This window comes from Conexibacter woesei Iso977N (assembly GCF_000424625.1).
GTDB classification, from domain to species: Bacteria; Actinomycetota; Thermoleophilia; order Solirubrobacterales; family Solirubrobacteraceae; genus Baekduia; species Baekduia woesei_A.
On record NZ_AUKG01000001.1, the window covers coordinates 817,306 to 834,830 of the forward strand.

The following is a 17,525-nucleotide window of genomic DNA, read 5'->3' on the forward strand; positions in this document are numbered from 1 at the left end:
GGTACCCCGGCCGTGCGGCGCCGCTGCGCCTTAGTTCTGCGCGCCGCCGATGCCCAGGCGGGCATCGGTGAACGACGGCGGGTGGACGATGATCTGCGAGAAGCGCACGACCGTGACGATGTCCTCCATCGTCACCTTCTTGCCGTAGATCTGCTCGAGGAAGTGGATCATCTCCTCGTGGCGGCGGAACTCCGGGTTGTCGTGCTCGATGTCCCGCGGCGTCAGGTCGCGGACGCGCTTGACCTCGACCTGGTCGATGACCGCGTCGAAGATCTTCTCGCGCGGCGAGTGCTGGTACCCGATGGTCACCATCACCGCCTGGTTCTTCTTGTACTTGTGGGACTTGTCGCCCAACCGGATCGTCGCGGTCTTGCGACCACGCTTCAGCTGGTCGGCGAAGATCGTGGAGTAGAAGTTCAAGACCTGCATCCGACGCCGGAGACTACCCGTCGGAGCTGATCCGCGACAGTGCGCGGGCCACCATCTCGCGCTCGCCGTCGTACGTCAGGGCGGTCGCCGCCTCGCTCAGCGGCATCCATTCGGCCCGCTCGACCTCGTGGTCGTGGTCGGCGACGTCGCCGCCGACGTAGTCGAACAGCCAGAAGTCGACCTGCTTGGCGATGCGCTTGCCCTTGCGCATGTACCAGTAGTTCACGGCTCCCAGCGCGTCGCCCCTGGGCGTCGCGTCGACGCCGGCCTCCTCGCGGATCTCGCGGCCGGCGGCCTGCAGCGGCGTCTCGCCGGGGTCGACGTGGCCCTTCGGGAGCGCCAGGACCTTCGCGCCGTTGGCGGCGCGGCGTGTCGGCACGATGACAACGACCTGGTCGCCGCGGACGACGACGCCGCCCGCCGAGAACTCCGTGGGCTTCGCGTCGGCCATCAGTAGACGTAGCGCTCCAGCGCCGACGGCTCGTGGACGGTGACGCGGCCGCGGCCCTGCGTGACGACGCCGGCGCGCTCGAGGACGGCCAGGAAGCGGGAGGCGGACTCGCGGCTCGAGCCCGCGAGCTGCGCGATGTCGGCCTGCGTGATCGTCACGAGGACGTCGCGCTCGCCGGCGCCTTCGGACTGCGCCTGCCGGACCAGCTGTCCGAGCACGCCCGCGACGCGCGACTGCACGGTCTGGAACGACTGGCGCGCCAGGCGCTCGTTGGCTTCCCGCAGGCGGCGGCCGAGGCCGATGACGAGCTTGACCGCGATGTCCGGGTGCTCCCTGAGCAGGCGGCGCATGTCCTGGCCGAGGATCGCGATCGCCTCGACGTCGTCGAGCGTCTCGATCGTCGCGGAGCGCTTCTCGTCGTCGAACATCGCCAGCTCGCCGAAGATGTCGCCCGGCCCGAAGTGCGCGAGCGTGATCGTGCGGCCATCGACGTTCTCGCGCACCGCGCGGGCGTGGCCGCGGCCGACGATGTAGCACGTGTCGCTGGCGTCGCCCTCGCGGAAGATCACCGTGTTGCCGGTGAAGTGGCGCGGGACCGCGACGTCGGCGACGCGCCCGAGGTCGACCGGCGCCAGGGCCTCGAAGACCGGCACCTGCGCGAGCAGCTCGATGCTGCTCTGGGTGCTGGGCTGTGGCGGCACCTCGCGGAGTCTATGGCACTTGTGTGACGCGCGGCGCACATTGGGCGCGGCGCAGACGTTGTCAGGACGCGGACGCGTCGAGCGCGGACTCGCGGCGGTGGCGGCGGAGCTGGCGCGCGGCCAGCCACGCGAGGCCGGCGACGAGGCCCAGCGGGATCAGGACCGCCAGCGCGATCAGCGCGATGCCGAGCGCGACGGCCAGGACGCGCCCCGCGTCGTGCAGCGCGTCGCCGGGCGACCATGGGCCGCCGCCGGAGTTCTTGTCGTCCTTGGCCGCGACGCCGCGCTTGCCCTCGACGTCGACCTCGACGGTCGCCAGCTGCGCGCGGCGCTGCTGCTGGGTCAGCTCGGTCCTGCGCGCGGCGATCGTCCGGCGGTTGTCGGCCAGGCGCGCCTTGAGGCTGGCGATCCGGGCGGTCGTCGTCGCGGCGCCGAGCGCGCGCAGCAGCGCCTTGCGCTCGGCGTTGGCCTCCTGGAGGCGGTCGCTCGCGGCGTTGGCCTGCGCGGTGATGTCGGTCGCGGACTGGTTCAGCCCGCCGACGTGCGCGAGCCTGGAGAGCTGGGCGATCGCGCTGTCCAGCCGCGCGGACGGGATCCGCAGCGTGAACTGCGCCGAGCCCGCGTTGTCGCGCGTCGTGACGTTCGACTCCTGGACGTAGCCGCCCGCGGCCTGCGTCGCGCGGACCACGCCGTCGGCGGTGTCCTGGACGTCGCCCGGCGCGGGCGTCAGCGTCAGCGACGCGGCCCGCTCGACCTTGCGCGACGAGGCGATCGTGGGCAGCGGGACGTTCGGCGTGCTGCTCCCGCTGGTGCTGCTCCGGACGCCTGGCGACACCGTGCCGCTCGACTTCGCGACGGTCTCGGGATGCGGCGGGCTCGCGGCCGAGGTGGACGCGGCCGAGTCCTCGGTCGCGCTCATGAACTTCGGCGCGCTCGCCGACGACGACGCGTTGTCGCTCCCGCCGCCGTGCGACGACGTGATCGCCAGCGTCACGACGACCGCCGACAACATCGCCACAGCCGCCGGGCCGAGCACCTGCGGGCGGCGCAGCCAGGCGAGGCGCGGCTCGGTGCGCTTGCGCCGCGGCGTCTCGGCCTCGCGCGGGAAGCCGGCGTGGACGCGGGCGTCGAGCGACGCCAGGAACGCGGCGTCCGGCTCCGGGCGCAGCGCGTCGACGTCGGCGACGAGCAGCGCCAGGTCGGGGTCGGCGGCCGGCTCGCCGGCCAGCGCGGCTTCGAGCTCGCGCAGGCCGTGGTCGACCTCGGGATCGGGGAGCGCGTCACGACGGCGCATGGCAGGCCTTCCGGAGTCGGGTCACCGCGCGGTGCACGCGCGTGCCGGCGTTGGCGACGGAGATGTTCAGGACCTTCGCGATCTCGCTGTTGCTCAGGCCGGCGTGGAACTTCAGGGCGATCAGCTCGCGCTCGCGCGGGTCCAGCTGCGCCAGCGCGGCGCGGACGGTGGCGCGCCGGGCGGCGGCCTCGGCCGCGTCGTCGTCCGGTGGTGGCGCGGCGTCCTCCGGATCGCTCAGCAGCGCGGCGGTGCGCTTGCGCCGGCGGAGCTCGTCGAGCGCCGCGTTGCGGCCGATCGCGAACAGCCAGGCGCGCTGCGTGCCCTTGCGGTCGTCGAACGACGACTGCCTGCGGTAGGCGCGTTCGAAGGTCAGCGCGGTGACGTCCTCGGCCGCCGCCCGGTCGCGCAGGAGCGTGAAGACGTAGGCGAAGAGGTCCGAGGCCGTCTCGCGGTACAGCGCATCGAACCGGGCGGTCGTCGGTTCGGAAGTCGAGAGCTCCATGACTGTTCCCACGACGACATTACGTTCCAACGGCCGATCCATCACACGCCGCTACGCTGCGCGCGTGCGCACCTTGACCGCTTCGGCGATCGCCGTCCTGGCCCTCGCGGGGCCCACCGCGTCCTCCGCGACGGCGGCCTCCGGCCCGACGATCGACAAGAACCCGCTGCTGTGGGCGACCGTCAACGTCTGCGACACGACCAAGCACCCGGACGTCATCGGCATCCACGCCTCGATGCCCGGCGCCGGCAACACCGCCGAGAAGATGTACATGCGCTTCGCGGTCGAGTACTACAAGCCGACCTCGAAGAAGTGGGAGAAGCTCGGCCCGTCGACCGACTCCGGCTTCCACTACGTCGGCTCGGCCAGGTACGTGCGCCGCGTGTCCGGCTGGAACTTCTCGATGACCCCACCACCCGCGGGCCAGACCTACCGCCTGCGCGGCGTCGTGACCTTCCAGTGGCGCCTCAACGGCAAGGTCTCCCGCACCGCGGTGAAGCGCACGAGGTCCGGCCACACCGGGACCAACGGCGCCGACCCCAAGGGGTTCAGCGCCGCCGAGTGCACCATCAAGCCGTAGTTGTAGGCCTGTAGGACTACGCCCCGGGGAGCGGGTCGAACAGGCGTGGGTCGTTGGTGATGACGCCGGTCACGCCCATGCGCTCGAAGCGGCGGATGCGCTTCGCGTCGTCGACCGTCCAGACGTAGAGCTCGCCGCCGGCGCGGCGGACCGCGCGGACGAAGTGGGGCGTGACGAGGGAGAAGTGCGACATGACGGCGTCGATCTCGCCGGCGCGCATGGCCTTCGTGATCGCGCGCGGGACGGTCCGGCGCAGGACCTGGACGGTCGCCAGCGCCAGCGGCTTGGTCGCCGGGTTGGCGAGGTAGTTGCGCTTGACCTTCGGGACGCTCCAGCCGATCCGGACGTCGCTGCTGAGCTGGCGCAGGACCGGCAGCGACACGGTCTCCATCGTGCTGATCAGCGTCCGGGACTCCATCTGGCGCTCGCGCAGCGCCTGGATGACGCGGTGCTCGTAGCCGTGCGTCTTGAGGTCGACGTCGATCTCGACGCCCGCGAACGCCTCGCTCGCGAGGTGGTCCAGGCCCTCCTCGAGCGTCAGCGGCGTGCGCCTGCCCGCGTCCTTGAAGTCGTGGGCGAGGACGAGCGCGCCGCTGCCGTCGGGGTTCTCGGGCAGGACGTCGAACTCCACCATGTCGCAGCCGTGGGCGAGCGCGGCGTCGAACGACGCGAGCGTGTTGCCGGGCGCGATGTGGTCGGCGCCCTTGTGGCCGATCCGGCGGCCCGTGCGGTGTTCGGTCATGTCTGGCATCCCGGGCACCAGTATGTCGTCCGGTTGTCGTCGCCCTGCCCACGGGAGGTGATCCGGTTGGCACAGCGCGGGCAGGCGCGGCCGGTGTTGTTGTAGATCTTGCGGTGGCGCGCCTGGTTGCCGTCGCGCGCGGACTCCTGCATGCGTGGGCGCAGCTCCTGAAGGACGCGGTGGAGCTCGTCGTCGGACACGTCGCGCAGCTTCCGCCACGGGTCCAGCTCGGCCAGCCAGCAGCCCTCGGCCTTCCAGAGGTTCCCGATCCCGGCGACGATCCGCTGGTCCAGGAGCGCGTCGCCGACGCCGCGCGTGGGGTCGTCGGTGCGGGCGCGGCGGATCACCTCGTCGGCGTCGAAGTCGTCCTTGATGATGTCGGGGCCGAGCAGCGCGAGGCGGCGGTCGAAGCGGCGGCGGGTCTCGGTCATCAGCTCCAGGACGGGGCCGTCGAACTGGACGACGTCGTTGTCGTCCTTCGTGATGACCAGCCAGGCGCGGCGGGGGTTGCGATGCCAGCGCTGGCCCTCCCTGACCACGCGCCAGGAGCCGGTCATGCGCAGGTGCGAGTGGATCGTGAGGTCGTCGCCGAAGCGTAGGAACAGGTGCTTGCCGTGCGCGGCGACGTCGGTGACCGCGCGCCCTTGCAGGCGCTCCGGCCAGCGGTCCTTGGCGTGGCGCGGGTGCGGGGTGCGGATCGCGTCCGGGACCTGGCCTTCCAGGATCGGCCGCATGCGGTTGGCGGCGTAGTGGATGGTGTCGCCTTCGGGCATGCGTCCTCTTCGACTGTACGGTTCGGGACGTGCACGCCGATCTCGCCGCGCTGGTGGGAGCCGAGCACGTCGCCTGCGACGTGGTGCTCGCGGATGAGTCAAGGCTGTCGGGGCGTGCGGCCGCGCTGGTCCGGCCGGGGAGCGCGGAGGAGGTCGCTCGCGTGGTCGCGTGGTGCTACGAGCGCGACATCGCGATGGTCCCGGTCGGTGGCCTGACGGGTTACGCGGGCGGGGCGGTGCCGCGTGTCGATCCCGGCGGCGATGTCATAGCCATTGCCTTGAACCGCCTGGACCGGATCCGCTCGTTCGACCCGCTGGCCTGGCGGATGGAGGCCGAGGCGGGCGTGACGACGGCGACGATCGCCCGGCGCGCCCGCGAGTCCGGCCTGTTGTTCCCGCCCGACCCGGGCGCGGCGGAGCAGTCGCAGCTCGGCGGCAACCTCGCGACCAACGCGGGCGGGCCGCACGCGTTCAAGTACGGCGTGACGGGGCGGTGGGTGCTGGGCGTCGAGGCGGTGATCGCGCCGGGCGAGTTGGTGTCGTTCGGTGGGCCGGTGGTCAAGGACGTCGCGGGGCTGGACCTGCGCGCGCTGCTGATCGGCTCGGAGGGGACGCTCGGGATCATCACCGCCGCGTGGCTGCGGTTGGTCCCGGCGCCGGAGGAGACGTTCGTGGTCGCCGCGGGCTTCCCGTCGATCGCTGCCGGCTGTGCGGCGATCGACGCGGTGCGGGGGAGCGGCGTGGTGCCGGCCGCGCTGGAGTACCTCGACGGGCTGTCGCTGCGCGCCGCGCCGGCGCCGTTCGTCGATGGCTCGCCCGAGCTCTTGGTGGTCTGCGAGGCCGAGTCCGCGCACGAGCGCGACGAGCTGCTCGCCGCGCTCGGCGACGGCGCCGTCGCGCCGCCGCCGGCCGACGTGTGGCGCTGGCGCGAGGGCGTCTCGTTCGCGGTCCGCGGGCTGCGCGGCGACAAGCTCTCCGAGGACGTCGCGGTGCCGGTCGAGCGGCTGCGCGAGGCGATCGAGGGCGTCCTGGCGATCGGTGCGCGCGTGGGCGTCGAGGCGTGCTCGTGGGGTCACGCGGGCGACGGGAACCTGCACGCGTCGTTCCTGCATGGCTCGCCTGAGGGACGCGAACGCGCCGAGGCCGCGGCGGCGGAGCTGTTCGACCTCGCCCGCGCGCTCGGCGGGACCGCGAGCGGCGAGCACGGGATCGGGCTGCTGAAGGCCGGGCAGCTGTCGCGCCAGTGGGCGCCGGCGGCGGTCGGGGCGGCGCGGGCGGTCAAGCGGGCGCTCGATCCGAAGGGGCTGTTCAACCCGGGCAAGAAGGAGCCGTAGGCCGTGCCGGAAGTTGTCGTGGTCGGTGGTGGAGTTGTAGGCGTTGCCTGCGCGCTGGCGTTCGCGCGCCGCGGGGCGGACGTTGAGCTGCGCGAGACGCGGGACGCGCTGGGGCTCGCGGCGTCCGGGACGAACTCCGGGATCGTGCATACGGGCTTCGACTCGAAGCCGGGGGAGCTGGAGACCGAGCTGATCCTCCGCGCCGCCCAGCTGCGCGGCGAGGTGCTGGAGACGCTGGACGTGCCGTTCGAGCGCCGGGGCGCGACGCTGACGCCGCGCTCGGAGGCGGACCGCGAGGTCGTGCGCAAGTTGTATGACAACGCGTGCGCCAACGGCGTGGACGTCGTGCTCGGCGAGGACGGCGTGCTGTGGGTCCCGGGGGAGGGGATGACCGATCCGGTCGCGTTCACGCTCGCGCTGGCGGGCGCGGCGGTCGAGCACGGGGCGCGGTTCGCGCTGGGGGCGCCGGTCGAGGCGCCGATCGACGCCGACGTCGTGGTCAACGCGGCGGGCCTGGGCGCGGGTCGCGTGGCGCGGCTCTACGGGGACGCGTCGTTCGACATCTACCCGCGCAAGGGCGAGTTCCTGGTCTTCGACGTCGCGCCGCCCGAGCACATCCTGCTGCCCGTGCCGACCGCGCGGACCAAGGGCGTCCTGGTGTTCCCGACGCTCGACGGCCGGACCGTCGCGGGGCCGACCGCGGTCGACCTCGACGTCGAGGACTGGACGGTGCGCGCGGAGGCGCGCGGCGAGATCCTGGCGAAGGCGATCGACATGTACGGGTCGCTCGCGGGCGCCGAGCCGGCGTTCTCGTACGCGGGATTGCGCCCGGCCGGGCGCGACGGCGCGAACTACGTCGTGCGCCGCAGCGACGCCGACGCCCGGTTGATCCACGCCGCCGCGATCCGCTCCACCGGCCTGACCGCCTGCCTGGCGATCGCCGAGCGCGTCGTGCTGCTGGCCGGGCTCGACAGCGAGCCCGAGGAGCCGCTCCGGGCCGGCGCGCCCTGGCTGCGCCACGCCGGCCCGTGGTGGCGCCGGACGGCGGAGCGCCTGGCGTGATCCTCGGGATCGACGACGGGACGACCGCCGTCAAGGTCGCCCTCTTCGACGACAACTTGAAAGAGCTCGCGAGCGCGCGCCGTCCGGTCCCGACCAGCAACCCGGCGCCCGGCCGCGTCGAGCAGGACGCCGAGGCGGTGCTGGAGGCCGTGGTCGACGCCGTCGCCGAGGTCCTGCCCGCCGCCGAAGGCCGCCCGATCGACGCCGTCGGCCTCGACCACCAGGGCGAGTCGGTCCTCGCCTGGGACGCGGAGACCGGCACGCCCCGCTCGCCGATCATCGTCTGGCAGGACAAGCGCGGCTCCGACGCCTACAACAACGTCTCACCCGCGCTCCTCGCCCGCACCGGCCTCCCGCCCGACCCCTACTTCTCGGCCCCCAAGCTGTCGTGGTTGGTCCGCGAGCTCGGAGGTGCCGGCGCGCGGCTCGGCACGGTCGACGCGTTCCTCTGCGACCGCCTCGGGGCGGGCAGCGCGACCGATGCGTCCACCGCGTCGCGCACCGCGCTGCAGTCGCTCGCCGCGCCGGGCGCGTGGGATCCGGAGCTGTGCGCGGCGTTCGGCATTCCGCGCGACGCGCTCCCGGCGATCGCGCCGACGACCGGCGACCTCGGCGTGCTGCGCCATCCGCGCTGGGGCGACGTCGCGCTGCCGCTGCGCGCGCGGGTCTGCGACCAGCAGGCGGCGCTGGCGGGCGCGGGGTGCGTCCGGCCCGGGATGACGAAGGCGACCTACGGCACCGGCGTGTTCGTCCTCGCCCACGCGGGCAGCGCGGTCCCGCACGCCGACGGCCTCCTGCCGACGATCGCGTGGGACTCCTCCGGGCGCGTCGAGTACGCGCTCGACGGCGGAGTCTTCACGGCGGGCGCGTTGTTGGAGTGGTTGACCGGGACGCTCGGCCTCGCCGCCGACCCGATCGCCCTCGACGCGCTCGCCGCGTCGGTCCCCGACACCGCCGGGGTCCGCGTCCTGCCGGCGCTGGCCGGTGCGGGCGCGCCGTACTGGAGGCCGGACGCGCGGGCGCTCGTCGCGGGCCTGACCGCTGCGGCGACCCCCGCGCACATCGCCCGCGCGGCGTTCGAGGCGATCGCCCACCGCGTGGCCGACATCCTCGACGCGGCGCCCGCGCCGGTCGCCGTCCTGCGCGTGGACGGCGGCCTGACGAACTCGGCGCTGCTCTGCCAGCTGCAGGCCGACCTCGCGCAGGTCCCGGTCGAGCGCGGCACGCCGGACGCCACCGTCACCGGTGCCGCCGGCCTCGCCCTCGTCGGCGCGGGCCTGCTGCCCGACACCACGGCGCTCGAGCCCCTCGCGCCGACCCTCGACCGCTTCGAGCCCCGGATCCCGCCGGCCGAAGCGGCGTCGCTGCGCGCCGCCTGGCGCAGCTTCGCCGCCGCGGCGCTGGGCCTCTAGGCCCACTCGGGCTCCGGCAGCACCGCGATCAACCCCGAGTTGATCGCGACCAGCACGCCGAACGCGACCCCCAGCGGGCCGCCGAGCGCGACGGCGGCACCGAGCAGCACGACGGCCTGCGTGCCCAACCGCAGCACCTCGACCCTGAACCGCGCCTTCGGGGCCGCGAACAGCGCCCAGGCGACGACCGCCGCGGCAGCCACCAGGGGCCCCAGGCAGATCCCGAGCGCGACGAAGGCCACGATCTCGAGGAAGAACCGGGCGACGGCGTTGGCCGCGGAGACGAGCGGAATGAGCATGCATCGCAAATTAACTATGAGCATTAGTTTTGTCAAGCCAGGGAATCGCGCTCTACCTCATCGGGACATGGCAATCGAGATGACAGAAATTGAAATCTGTTATTCTTATTCCCATGGACACGACGACATTGGGAACCACCGGCCCGCAGGTCTCCGCGATTGGCCTCGGCGCCATGGGCATGTCGGACCTCTACGGCCCGGCCGATCGGGACGAGTCGATCGCCACGATCGACGCCGCGCTCGACGCGGGCGTCTCGCTGATCGACACCGGCGACTTCTACGGGATGGGCCGCAACGAGCTGCTGATCGCCGAGGCGCTGCGCGGCCGCAACCGCGACGACGTGGCGATCTCCGTCAAGTTCGGCGCGCTGCGCGACCCCGACGGCAACTGGCTCGCCCACGCCGCGCACCCGGACTTCGTGAAGTCCTCGCTCGCCTACACGCTCAACCGCCTCGGCACCGACCACATCGACGTCTACCGCCCGGCGCGCGTCGATCCGGACGTGCCGATCGAGGAGACCGTCGGTGCCATCAAGGAGATGGTCGATGCCGGCCACGTCCGCCACATCGGGCTCTCCGAGGCGGGCGCCGACACGATCCGCCGCGCCGCCGCGGTCGCTCCGATCAGCGACGTGCAGATCGAGTACAGCGTGATCTCGCGCGGCATCGAGGCCGACATCCTGCCGACGACGCGCGAGCTCGGCATCGGCATCACCGCCTACGGCGTCCTCAGCCGCGGCCTGCTCTCCGGCCACTGGACCCCCGACCGCGACCTCGCCGCCAACGACTTCCGCGGCTTCAGCCCGCGCTTCCAGGGCGACAACCTCCAGCACAACCTCGACCTCGTGCAGCAGCTGACGCAGATCGCGGACCGCAAGGGCGTCACGACCGCGCAGATCGCGATCGCCTGGGTCGCCGCGCAGTCGCAGGGCGACATCGTCCCGCTGATCGGCGCCCGTCGCCGCGACCGCCTCACCGAGGCCCTCGGCGCCCTCGACATCACCCTCACCCCCGACGACCTCGCCGCCATCGACGCCGCCATCCCACCCGGCGCCGCCGCAGGCGACCGGTACGCTGCGGCCCAGATGGCGCACCTCGACTCCGAGCAGTGACCCGTTGACCCGCCGCCACCCCGAGCAGAGCCACCCCGAGCCTCGGGAAGTGACCGGGCGATGACTCCGGACGGCCCGCTCACCTCCGAGCAGATCCTGGCCGCGGCGGAGGATGCGCTGCGGCGGTTCGGACCGGCCAAGGCGACGGTGGTCGACGTCGCCCGGGCGCTCGGGGTCAGCCACGGGTCGGTCTACCGGCACTTCCCGTCGAAGTCCGCGCTACGTGGCGCGGTCACGGCCGAGTGGCTGGCCCGGATCGCCGGGCCGCTCGACGTCGTCGCCGACACCGAGACCCCAGCGCCCGAGCGGCTGCACACCTGGCTGCGCGCGCTGATCGACGCCAAGCGCTCGCGTGCCGCCGAGGATCCCGAGCTGTTCGAGACCTACATGATCCTCGTCGAGGAGTCCTCTGCGGCGGTGCAGGAACATGTGGAACATCTCGCGGCGTCGCTGACGAAGATCGTCGCCGACGGCGTCCAGCGCGGCGAGCTCGTCGCCGACGATCCGGCCGCCACCGGCCGCGCGATCCTCGACGCGACCGCCCGCTTCCACAACCCGACCCACCGCCAGGAGTGGTCGGACCCGCAGATCGACGACCAGTTCGAAGCCGTCTGGTCCCTGCTCCTCAAGGGCCTGACCAAGGGCCTCAAGAAGCACGCCAAGGCCGCGCGCGCCGCGGCGAGCTAGGCGCTCAGCGTCAGCTTCCGCGGCCCGGCGCGGAAGCCGACCTCGATCAGCAGCGACTCGAGGTCGCTTCCGACGACGGGCTCGCCGTCCACGCGCTCGAGCGACAGCTTCAACTTGCGATCCCTCTTGAAGAAGGTGGTCAGCGCCTCGAGCGCCGGGACCAGGCGCGGGTCGTTGCGTTCCACCAGCACCTGCAGGCCGCGGCCGCCGCGCTCGATGTAGACGACGGGCTCGGAGCCGGCCAGGACGACGTACGCCCCCGCCGCGCGCGCGGGCTTGGCGCGTGAGTCCGTGGAGTCCTCGCGCTTCGGCCAGGACAGCGCCGCGCCGTAGGGCTGGGCCGGGTCGGTCGCGGCGAGCACGACCGGCGGTGCTTCCGACGCGCGGTCGGCCTGGGTGCGGAGGCGCTCGACGGCGCCGGGCAGCGCGAACTGCGCGCCGCCGAGGCCCTCGACGAAGTAGCCGCGGCGGCAGACGCCGAGCGTCTCCAGCGTCGACAGGGAGTCGTACAACGCGCTGAAGCCGCCGGGCACGCCCTCGGCCAGGACGTGCTCGCGGGTGATGATCCCGTAGCGCTCCAGCAGCAGCTCGGCGATCGTGCGGCGCCGCGCGGCCGGATCCTCCAGGCCGCCGGCGAACAGCGGCGCGGTCAGGCCCCAACGGCCCTGGACCTGCGCGGCGGCCCCGGTCCCGCGGCGCGAGGCGAAGCGCGTCCCCGCGCGACCACCGCGCGCGCCGCCGGCGCCGCGCTGCGCCCGCGCGAGCGTGAGCCGCGGCGCGCGCAGCGGTGCGAACGCGTCGTTGGTCACCTCGCCCGCCCACACCAGGTCCCAGAGCGCTTCCTGGATGTCCTCCGGCGCGGCGTCGAGCTGCGCCAGGAAGTCGGTGAAGAAGCACGGCGACCGCTCCAGCCGCGCGCGCAGGAGATCATGCACTTCGCCCTCGGGACGCTCCACGCCCCCGCGCACCCACGGCGCGCCCAGCGCGGCCGCGTCCTCGCGGAAATACAGCGCGACGCGCCCGGAGTTCCGCCCCAGCGCGCCCGCGCCGACCCAGACGACCTCGCCCGACGCGCACAGCTGGTCCAGCCACACCGGCGAGTACGCGCCGACGCGGCGCGGCAGCACGTCGCGCTCCCAGACGTCGGCGGGCAGCGCCAGCCCCTGCAAGGGCACCAACATCTCGCGCAGCCGGTCGATCCCCGCGCCCGCGGCCGCGTGCCGGTCCACGCCCATCCACGACGGCAGGAACGCGCCCAGCGCGAGCTGATCGGTCGCCTCGATCTCCCTGCGCAGCACGGCCAGCGACGCGCGCCGGATGCGGCGCAGCACGTCCGGGTCACACCACTCGCGCCCGGACCCGCCCGGGCGCAGCTCGCCCTGGACCAACCCGCCCGAGGTCTCCAACGCCGCCAACGCCGACGACACGTCCACGCCGTACCGCGCGCCCACGTCCGCCGTCGTGAACGGCCCGTGCGTCCGCGCGTACCGCGCGAGCACGCGCTCCATCGGCTTCTCGACCGACTCCAGGAACGCCGCCGGCAGCCCGCCCGGCGGCACCGCGCCGAACGCGTCGCGGTACAGGCCCGCGTCGTCGGCCGCGATCCAGCGCTCCTCGCCGCCGACGCGCAATCGGACCGCCCGGCGCTCGTCGACCAACGACGACAACAACGCATCCGAATCAAGAGCACCAAGAACGCGCGCCCGGACCTCCCCGGCCGAGAGATCGCCCACCCGCCGCAGCACGTCGGCAAGCGCATCCCGGTCCGTCGCCTGCATCCGCTCCGACGTGTGCTGCAGGTCGGCCTCGACCAGCTCCAGCGCGTCGGCATCGATGAGGTCGCGCAGCTCCTCCTGCCCGAGCAGCTCGCGCAGCAGGTCGCGGTCCAGCGACAACGCCGCCGCCCGCCGCTCCGCGTTCGGCGTGTCGCCCTCGTACATGTACGTCGCGACGTAGTCGAACAACAACGACGACGCGAACGGCGACGCGGTCCGCGTCTCCACCTCGACCATGCCCAGCTCACGCGAGTGCAAGCCGGACAACAACTCGATCAGCCCCGGGACGTCCAGCACATCCCGCAGGCACTCGCGGTACGTCTCCAAGATGATGGGGAAGTCGCTGTACTCCTTGGCGACCTCCAGCAGCGACTGGGCCTTCAGCCGCTGCTGCCACAGCGGCGTCCGCTTGCCCGGGTACGCGCGCGGGATCAGCAGCGCGCGCCCCGCGTTCTCGCGGAACCGCGCGCCGAACAGCGCCGACGAACCAAGTTCACCGACAACGGCGTCCTCGACCTCGTCGGGATCCAGCAGCACCAGGTCGGCGCCCGGCGCCTCGTCCGCATCCGGGAGGTGCACGATGATCCCGTCGTCGGACCAGATCGCGTCGGACTCCAGCCCCAGCTCGTCGCGGATCCGCGCGCTCAGCGCCAGCGCCCACGCCGCGTGCACGCGCCCGCCGTACGGCGACAGCACGCACAGCCGCCAGTCGCCGATCTCGTCGCGGAACCGCTCGACCACGATCGTCTGATCCGACGGCACCACCCGCGTCGCCGCCTGCTGCTCCTGGAGGAAGTCCACCAGGTTGCGCGCGGCCAGCGCGTCCAAGTCATAGTCCTTCTCCAGCAGCGCGGGCGTCTGCTCCACCGCCCAGCGCGAGAACTCGCCGATCGCCCTGCCCAGCTCCTTCGGGCGCCCAACGCTGTCGCCCTTCCAGAACGGCACCGCGCCCGGCACGCCCGGCGCCGGCGTCACGACGACGCGATCGCGCTGGATCTCCTCGATCCGCCACGACGACGCGCCGAGCAGGAACGTCTGCCCCGGCCGCGCCTCGTAGACCATCTCCTCGTCCAGCTCGCCGACGCGCCGCCCGTCGGGCAGCACGACCGCGTACAGCCCGCGGTCCGGGATCGTCCCCGCGTTGGTGATCGCCAGCGCGCGGGCGCCCTTGCGCGGCCGGACGGTCCCGGCGACGCGGTCCCAGACCACGCGCGGGCGCAGCTCGCTGAACTCCTGCGACGGGTAGCGCCCGTCGAGCATGTCCAGCACGTTCTCGAACACCGGGCGCGTCAGCTCGGCGTAGGTGTAGGTCTTGGTGACCAACCCGTACAGGTCGTCGACCAGCAGCGACGCGTTCTCGTCGTCGGCTTCCACGCCCGCGGCGATCGCCACGATCTGCTGGCAGAGCACGTCCAGCGGGTTGCGCGGGACGACCGTCGGCTCGATCTTGCCCTCGCGCATGAGCTTGACGACGACCGCGCACTCCAGGAGGTCCGCACGGAACTTCGGGAAGATCCGGCCCTTCGAGACGTCGCCGACGGAGTGCCCCGCGCGCCCGATCCGCTGCAGCCCGCGCGAGACCGACTTCGGCGACTCGACCTGCAGCACCAGGTCGACCGCGCCCATGTCGATGCCCAGCTCCAAGGAGGACGTCGCCACCAGGCACGGCAGCTGCCCGGCCTTCAGCTGCTCCTCGACCACCAGCCGCTCCTCGCGCGCCAACGAGCCATGGTGTGCGCGCGCGATCTCTGCCTCGGCCAGCTCGTTCAGGCGCAGCGCGAGCCGTTCCGCGCCGCGCCGGTTGTTGACGAAGATGATCGTCGAGCGGTGCGCCTGCACCAGCTCGAGCAACTGCGGGTACATCGCCGGCCAGATCGACCTGCGCGTCGCCTCGCTGCCACCCGGCGTCGGCTCCAGCGGGTCCAGCGGCGCGCTCTGCTCCGGCTCGACCATCGACTCGACCGGGACCTGGATCTTCACGTCCAGCGGCTTGCGCACGCCCGCGTCGACGATCCGGCACGTCCGCGACGGGCCGACCATGAAGCGGCCGACCTCCTCCAGCGGGTTCTGCGTCGCGCTCAGCCCGATGCGCTGCGGGTCGCGCCCGTGCTCCTCCTGGACGAGCGCGCTCAGCCGCTCCAGCGTCAGCGCCATGTGCGCGCCGCGCTTGGTCGACGCCACCGCGTGGATCTCGTCGATGATCACCGCCTCGACGTCTCGCAGCACATCGCGCGCGCCCGAGGTCAACATGAGGTACAACGACTCGGGCGTCGTGATCAGCACGTCCGGCGGCGTGCGCCGCATCTGCGCGCGCTCCTTCTGCGGCGTGTCGCCGGTCCGGATGCCGACCCTCAGCGTCGCGCCGATCCCGACCAGCGGCGCCTGCAGGTTGCGCTCGACGTCGTAGGACAGCGCCTTCAGCGGCGAGACGTAGACGACGCGGATGCCGGTGCCGTCCTCGCGCGGCGTGTTCGTCAGGCGATCGAGCGACCACAGGAACGCGGCGAGCGTCTTGCCCGACCCGGTCGGCGCGCTGATCAGGACGTGCTCGCCCGTGGCGATCGCCGGCCACGCCTGCTCCTGCACCGCCGTCGGCCCTTCGAACGCGCGTGCGAACCAGTCCTGCGTCTGGGGGCTGAACACGGAGAGAGCGGACATGAGCGGACACATCAGGGTACGTCGCGCCGCCGTGCGGTCGATCAGCCTTGCGGTCAGCTTCGGTCCGCGGCGGGCCAGGCCCGCATCGCGGTCGCCGCGATCGCCCGCAGCTGCGCCGCGCTCGCGCCGTCGCGGGCGCGCGCCGACATGCCGCTGATGACCGCGTCGTAGAACGCGGTCAGCCCGGTCACGTCGGTGCCCTTGGGCAGGTCGCCGTCCTTGACGCCGCGCGCGATCCGGGTGCGCAGCCGCGCTGCGGCGCGCTGGCGCTGCTCGCCCAGCCGCGGCTCGGAGTGCACGAAGCAGCCGCGCGGCCGGTCGCGGTGCGTGTAGTCGGACGCGGCCGCGTCGAGCATCGCCGCGACCGCCTCGCGCGCGGTCCCGCCGGGGGCCAGCAGCGGCGGGACGACACCGCCGCCGCCGGCGGCCTGGTAGCGCGCGACGGCCTCGTCGAACAGCTGCTCCTTGTCGCCGAACGCGGCGTAGAGCGACGGCGCGGCGATCCCCATGGCCTTGGTCAGGTCGGCGATCGACGTGCGCTCGTAGCCGTTGGCCCAGAAGGCCTCGACGGCCTGGTCGAGGGCGGCGTCGCGGTCGAAGGAGCGGGGGCGGGCCATGGCTGACTTCAATTCTATAGCGCTCGTTCAAGAACCTGCTACGGTGCGCGTCATCGCAGTTCTGTATCGATCGATAAACAACTGAGAGGCAAGGACATCATCATGAAGCTGGAAGGCAAGGTCGCGCTGGTCACCGGAGCGTCGCGAGGCATCGGCCGTGTCATCGCGACGCGGCTCGCGCAGGAGGGCGCGCTGGTCGCCGTGCACTACGGCGCGCGCCGCGACGCGGCCGACGCCGTCGTCGCGGAGATCACGAAGGCCGGCGGGAGCGCGTTCGCCCTCGGCCAGCCGCTCGGCGTCGCGGGCGACGTCGACGGGCTCTTCGCCCAGCTCGACGCCGCGCTGGAGCAGCGGACCGGCACGAGCAAGTTGGACATCTTGGTCAACAACGCCGCGATCGCGCCGCACGTCGGGCTCGACGACACGACGCCCGAGACCTACGACGAGCTGTTCGCCGTCAACACCCGCGCGCCGTTCTTCATCACCCAGCAGGCCGCGCGGCGGATGACGAGCGGCGGCCGGATCATCACGATCGGCACCGGCGCGACGAAGACCGCGATGCCCAACATCCTCACCTACTCGATGACGAAGGCCGCGATCGACGTCATGACCATGTCCTTGGCCAGGGAGCTTGCGCCGCGCGGGATCACCGTCAACGTCGTCATGCCCGGGATCGTCGACACCGACATGAACGCCGGCTGGCTGCGCGACAACGACGAGGCCCGCGCCGGCGCCGCGGCGATGTCGCCCTTCGGCCGCCTCGGCGAGCCCGAGGACGTCGCGGGCGTCGTCGCCTTCACCGCCTCCGACGACGCGCGCTTCGTGACCGGCCAGCTGCTCGACGCAACCGGCGGCGCGACGCTCTAGGCGCCGTAGAAGCCTCTGCGTGGTGCGCTCGCGCGGCTCAAGCGCGCTTCAAGCGCGCCGCGCGGCTGGCCGCCTCGCGCGCCAGGCGGCGCGCGTCTTCGGCCCCGCTGATCGTGCGGCCGACGCCCTGGCCCTCGGCCGACCGGATCTGAACGGCGTTCCGCACACTGCGAGACCGGACCTCGGTTTCCCGCTTGGTGGTGTCCCGGTTCATCACGACTCCAATCTAG

Annotated in this window: 18 protein-coding genes; 7 read left to right on the forward strand and 11 right to left on the reverse strand. The window is 73.0% G+C overall.

Translation table 11 applies throughout. The features are described from left to right. Window positions 1-30: 30 nt before the first annotated feature. From H030_RS0104030 to H030_RS0104050, 5 genes are all read right to left on the reverse strand, one after another. Window positions 31-429, reverse strand: a complete 399-nt coding sequence (locus H030_RS0104030) for an ASCH domain-containing protein (RefSeq protein ID WP_027005183.1) — start codon at window positions 427-429, stop codon at window positions 31-33. 13 nt (window positions 430-442) lie between these two features. Continuing rightward, window positions 443-880: an NUDIX hydrolase gene (locus H030_RS29105; protein WP_035125836.1), complete on the reverse strand. Its 438-nt coding sequence runs from the start codon at window positions 878-880 to the stop codon at window positions 443-445. Further along, complete coding sequence (locus tag H030_RS29110; protein ID WP_196808988.1) at window positions 880-1,581, reverse strand: Crp/Fnr family transcriptional regulator; 702 nt, start codon at window positions 1,579-1,581, stop codon at window positions 880-882. The genes H030_RS29105 and H030_RS29110 overlap by 1 nt, the downstream gene beginning before the upstream one ends. 61 nt (window positions 1,582-1,642) lie before the next feature. Continuing rightward, window positions 1,643-2,875 (reverse strand): DUF4349 domain-containing protein, encoded by a 1,233-nt coding sequence (locus tag H030_RS0104045; RefSeq protein WP_027005184.1) that lies wholly within the window; start codon window positions 2,873-2,875, stop codon window positions 1,643-1,645. Beyond that, the gene (locus H030_RS0104050; RefSeq protein ID WP_027005185.1) at window positions 2,862-3,377 is read right to left on the reverse strand and encodes an RNA polymerase sigma factor; all 516 of its coding nucleotides are present in this window, start codon (window positions 3,375-3,377) and stop codon (window positions 2,862-2,864) included. The genes H030_RS0104045 and H030_RS0104050 overlap by 14 nt, the downstream gene beginning before the upstream one ends. Before the next feature lie 64 nt (window positions 3,378-3,441). Between H030_RS0104050 and H030_RS0104055 the strand changes: the two genes are divergently transcribed. Next, window positions 3,442-3,957, forward strand: coding sequence for a hypothetical protein (locus H030_RS0104055; protein WP_027005186.1), 516 nt, complete (start codon window positions 3,442-3,444; stop codon window positions 3,955-3,957). Between the two features lie 16 nt (window positions 3,958-3,973). On the opposite strand, the gene H030_RS0104060 is transcribed toward H030_RS0104055, so the two are convergent. Further along, a complete protein-coding gene (locus tag H030_RS0104060) occupies window positions 3,974-4,699 on the reverse strand; it encodes a glycerophosphodiester phosphodiesterase (protein WP_027005187.1) in 726 nt (241 codons plus the stop codon). Continuing rightward, window positions 4,696-5,472: a DNA-formamidopyrimidine glycosylase family protein gene (locus tag H030_RS0104065; protein WP_027005188.1), complete on the reverse strand. Its 777-nt coding sequence runs from the start codon at window positions 5,470-5,472 to the stop codon at window positions 4,696-4,698. The genes H030_RS0104060 and H030_RS0104065 overlap by 4 nt, the downstream gene beginning before the upstream one ends. 29 nt (window positions 5,473-5,501) lie before the next feature. Between H030_RS0104065 and H030_RS29115 the strand changes: the two genes are divergently transcribed. The 3 genes from H030_RS29115 to H030_RS38815 are packed head-to-tail and all read left to right on the forward strand — an operon-like array spanning window position 5,502 to window position 9,280. After that, window positions 5,502-6,806, forward strand: a complete 1,305-nt coding sequence (locus H030_RS29115) for an FAD-binding oxidoreductase (protein WP_051221654.1) — start codon at window positions 5,502-5,504, stop codon at window positions 6,804-6,806. 3 nt (window positions 6,807-6,809) lie between these two features. After that, window positions 6,810-7,868: an NAD(P)/FAD-dependent oxidoreductase gene (locus tag H030_RS29120; protein WP_081690492.1), complete on the forward strand. Its 1,059-nt coding sequence runs from the start codon at window positions 6,810-6,812 to the stop codon at window positions 7,866-7,868. Next, window positions 7,865-9,280: an FGGY family carbohydrate kinase gene (locus H030_RS38815; protein WP_196808989.1), complete on the forward strand. Its 1,416-nt coding sequence runs from the start codon at window positions 7,865-7,867 to the stop codon at window positions 9,278-9,280. The genes H030_RS29120 and H030_RS38815 overlap by 4 nt, the downstream gene beginning before the upstream one ends. On the opposite strand, the gene H030_RS29125 is transcribed toward H030_RS38815, so the two are convergent. Continuing rightward, window positions 9,277-9,579 (reverse strand): DUF2568 domain-containing protein, encoded by a 303-nt coding sequence (locus H030_RS29125; protein ID WP_051221656.1) that lies wholly within the window; start codon window positions 9,577-9,579, stop codon window positions 9,277-9,279. The two genes, H030_RS38815 and H030_RS29125, sit on opposite strands and share 4 nt — an antisense overlap. A gap of 113 nt (window positions 9,580-9,692) precedes the next feature. Between H030_RS29125 and H030_RS0104090 the strand changes: the two genes are divergently transcribed. Together H030_RS0104090 and H030_RS0104095 are read left to right on the forward strand one after the other, a co-directional pair. After that, window positions 9,693-10,691, forward strand: a complete 999-nt coding sequence (locus H030_RS0104090; protein ID WP_027005190.1) for an aldo/keto reductase — start codon at window positions 9,693-9,695, stop codon at window positions 10,689-10,691. A 60-nt stretch (window positions 10,692-10,751) separates the two neighbouring features. Beyond that, window positions 10,752-11,378, forward strand: a complete 627-nt coding sequence (locus tag H030_RS0104095; protein WP_027005191.1) for a TetR family transcriptional regulator — start codon at window positions 10,752-10,754, stop codon at window positions 11,376-11,378. On the opposite strand, the gene H030_RS0104100 is transcribed toward H030_RS0104095, so the two are convergent. Next, a complete protein-coding gene (locus H030_RS0104100; RefSeq protein WP_027005192.1) occupies window positions 11,375-15,811 on the reverse strand; it encodes a DEAD/DEAH box helicase in 4,437 nt (1,478 codons plus the stop codon). The two genes, H030_RS0104095 and H030_RS0104100, sit on opposite strands and share 4 nt — an antisense overlap. Before the next feature lie 53 nt (window positions 15,812-15,864). Then, the gene (locus tag H030_RS0104105; RefSeq protein WP_035125842.1) at window positions 15,865-16,428 is read right to left on the reverse strand and encodes a TetR/AcrR family transcriptional regulator; all 564 of its coding nucleotides are present in this window, start codon (window positions 16,426-16,428) and stop codon (window positions 15,865-15,867) included. A 102-nt stretch (window positions 16,429-16,530) separates the two neighbouring features. Between H030_RS0104105 and H030_RS0104110 the strand changes: the two genes are divergently transcribed. Then, entirely contained in the window at window positions 16,531-17,295 is a 765-nt protein-coding gene (locus H030_RS0104110; protein WP_035125844.1) for an SDR family oxidoreductase, read from the forward strand. 37 nt (window positions 17,296-17,332) lie between these two features. Here H030_RS0104110 and H030_RS38820 read toward each other — a convergent pair whose 3' ends face one another. Beyond that, window positions 17,333-17,509 (reverse strand): hypothetical protein, encoded by a 177-nt coding sequence (locus tag H030_RS38820; RefSeq protein ID WP_155891825.1) that lies wholly within the window; start codon window positions 17,507-17,509, stop codon window positions 17,333-17,335. Window positions 17,510-17,525 lie beyond the last annotated feature (16 nt).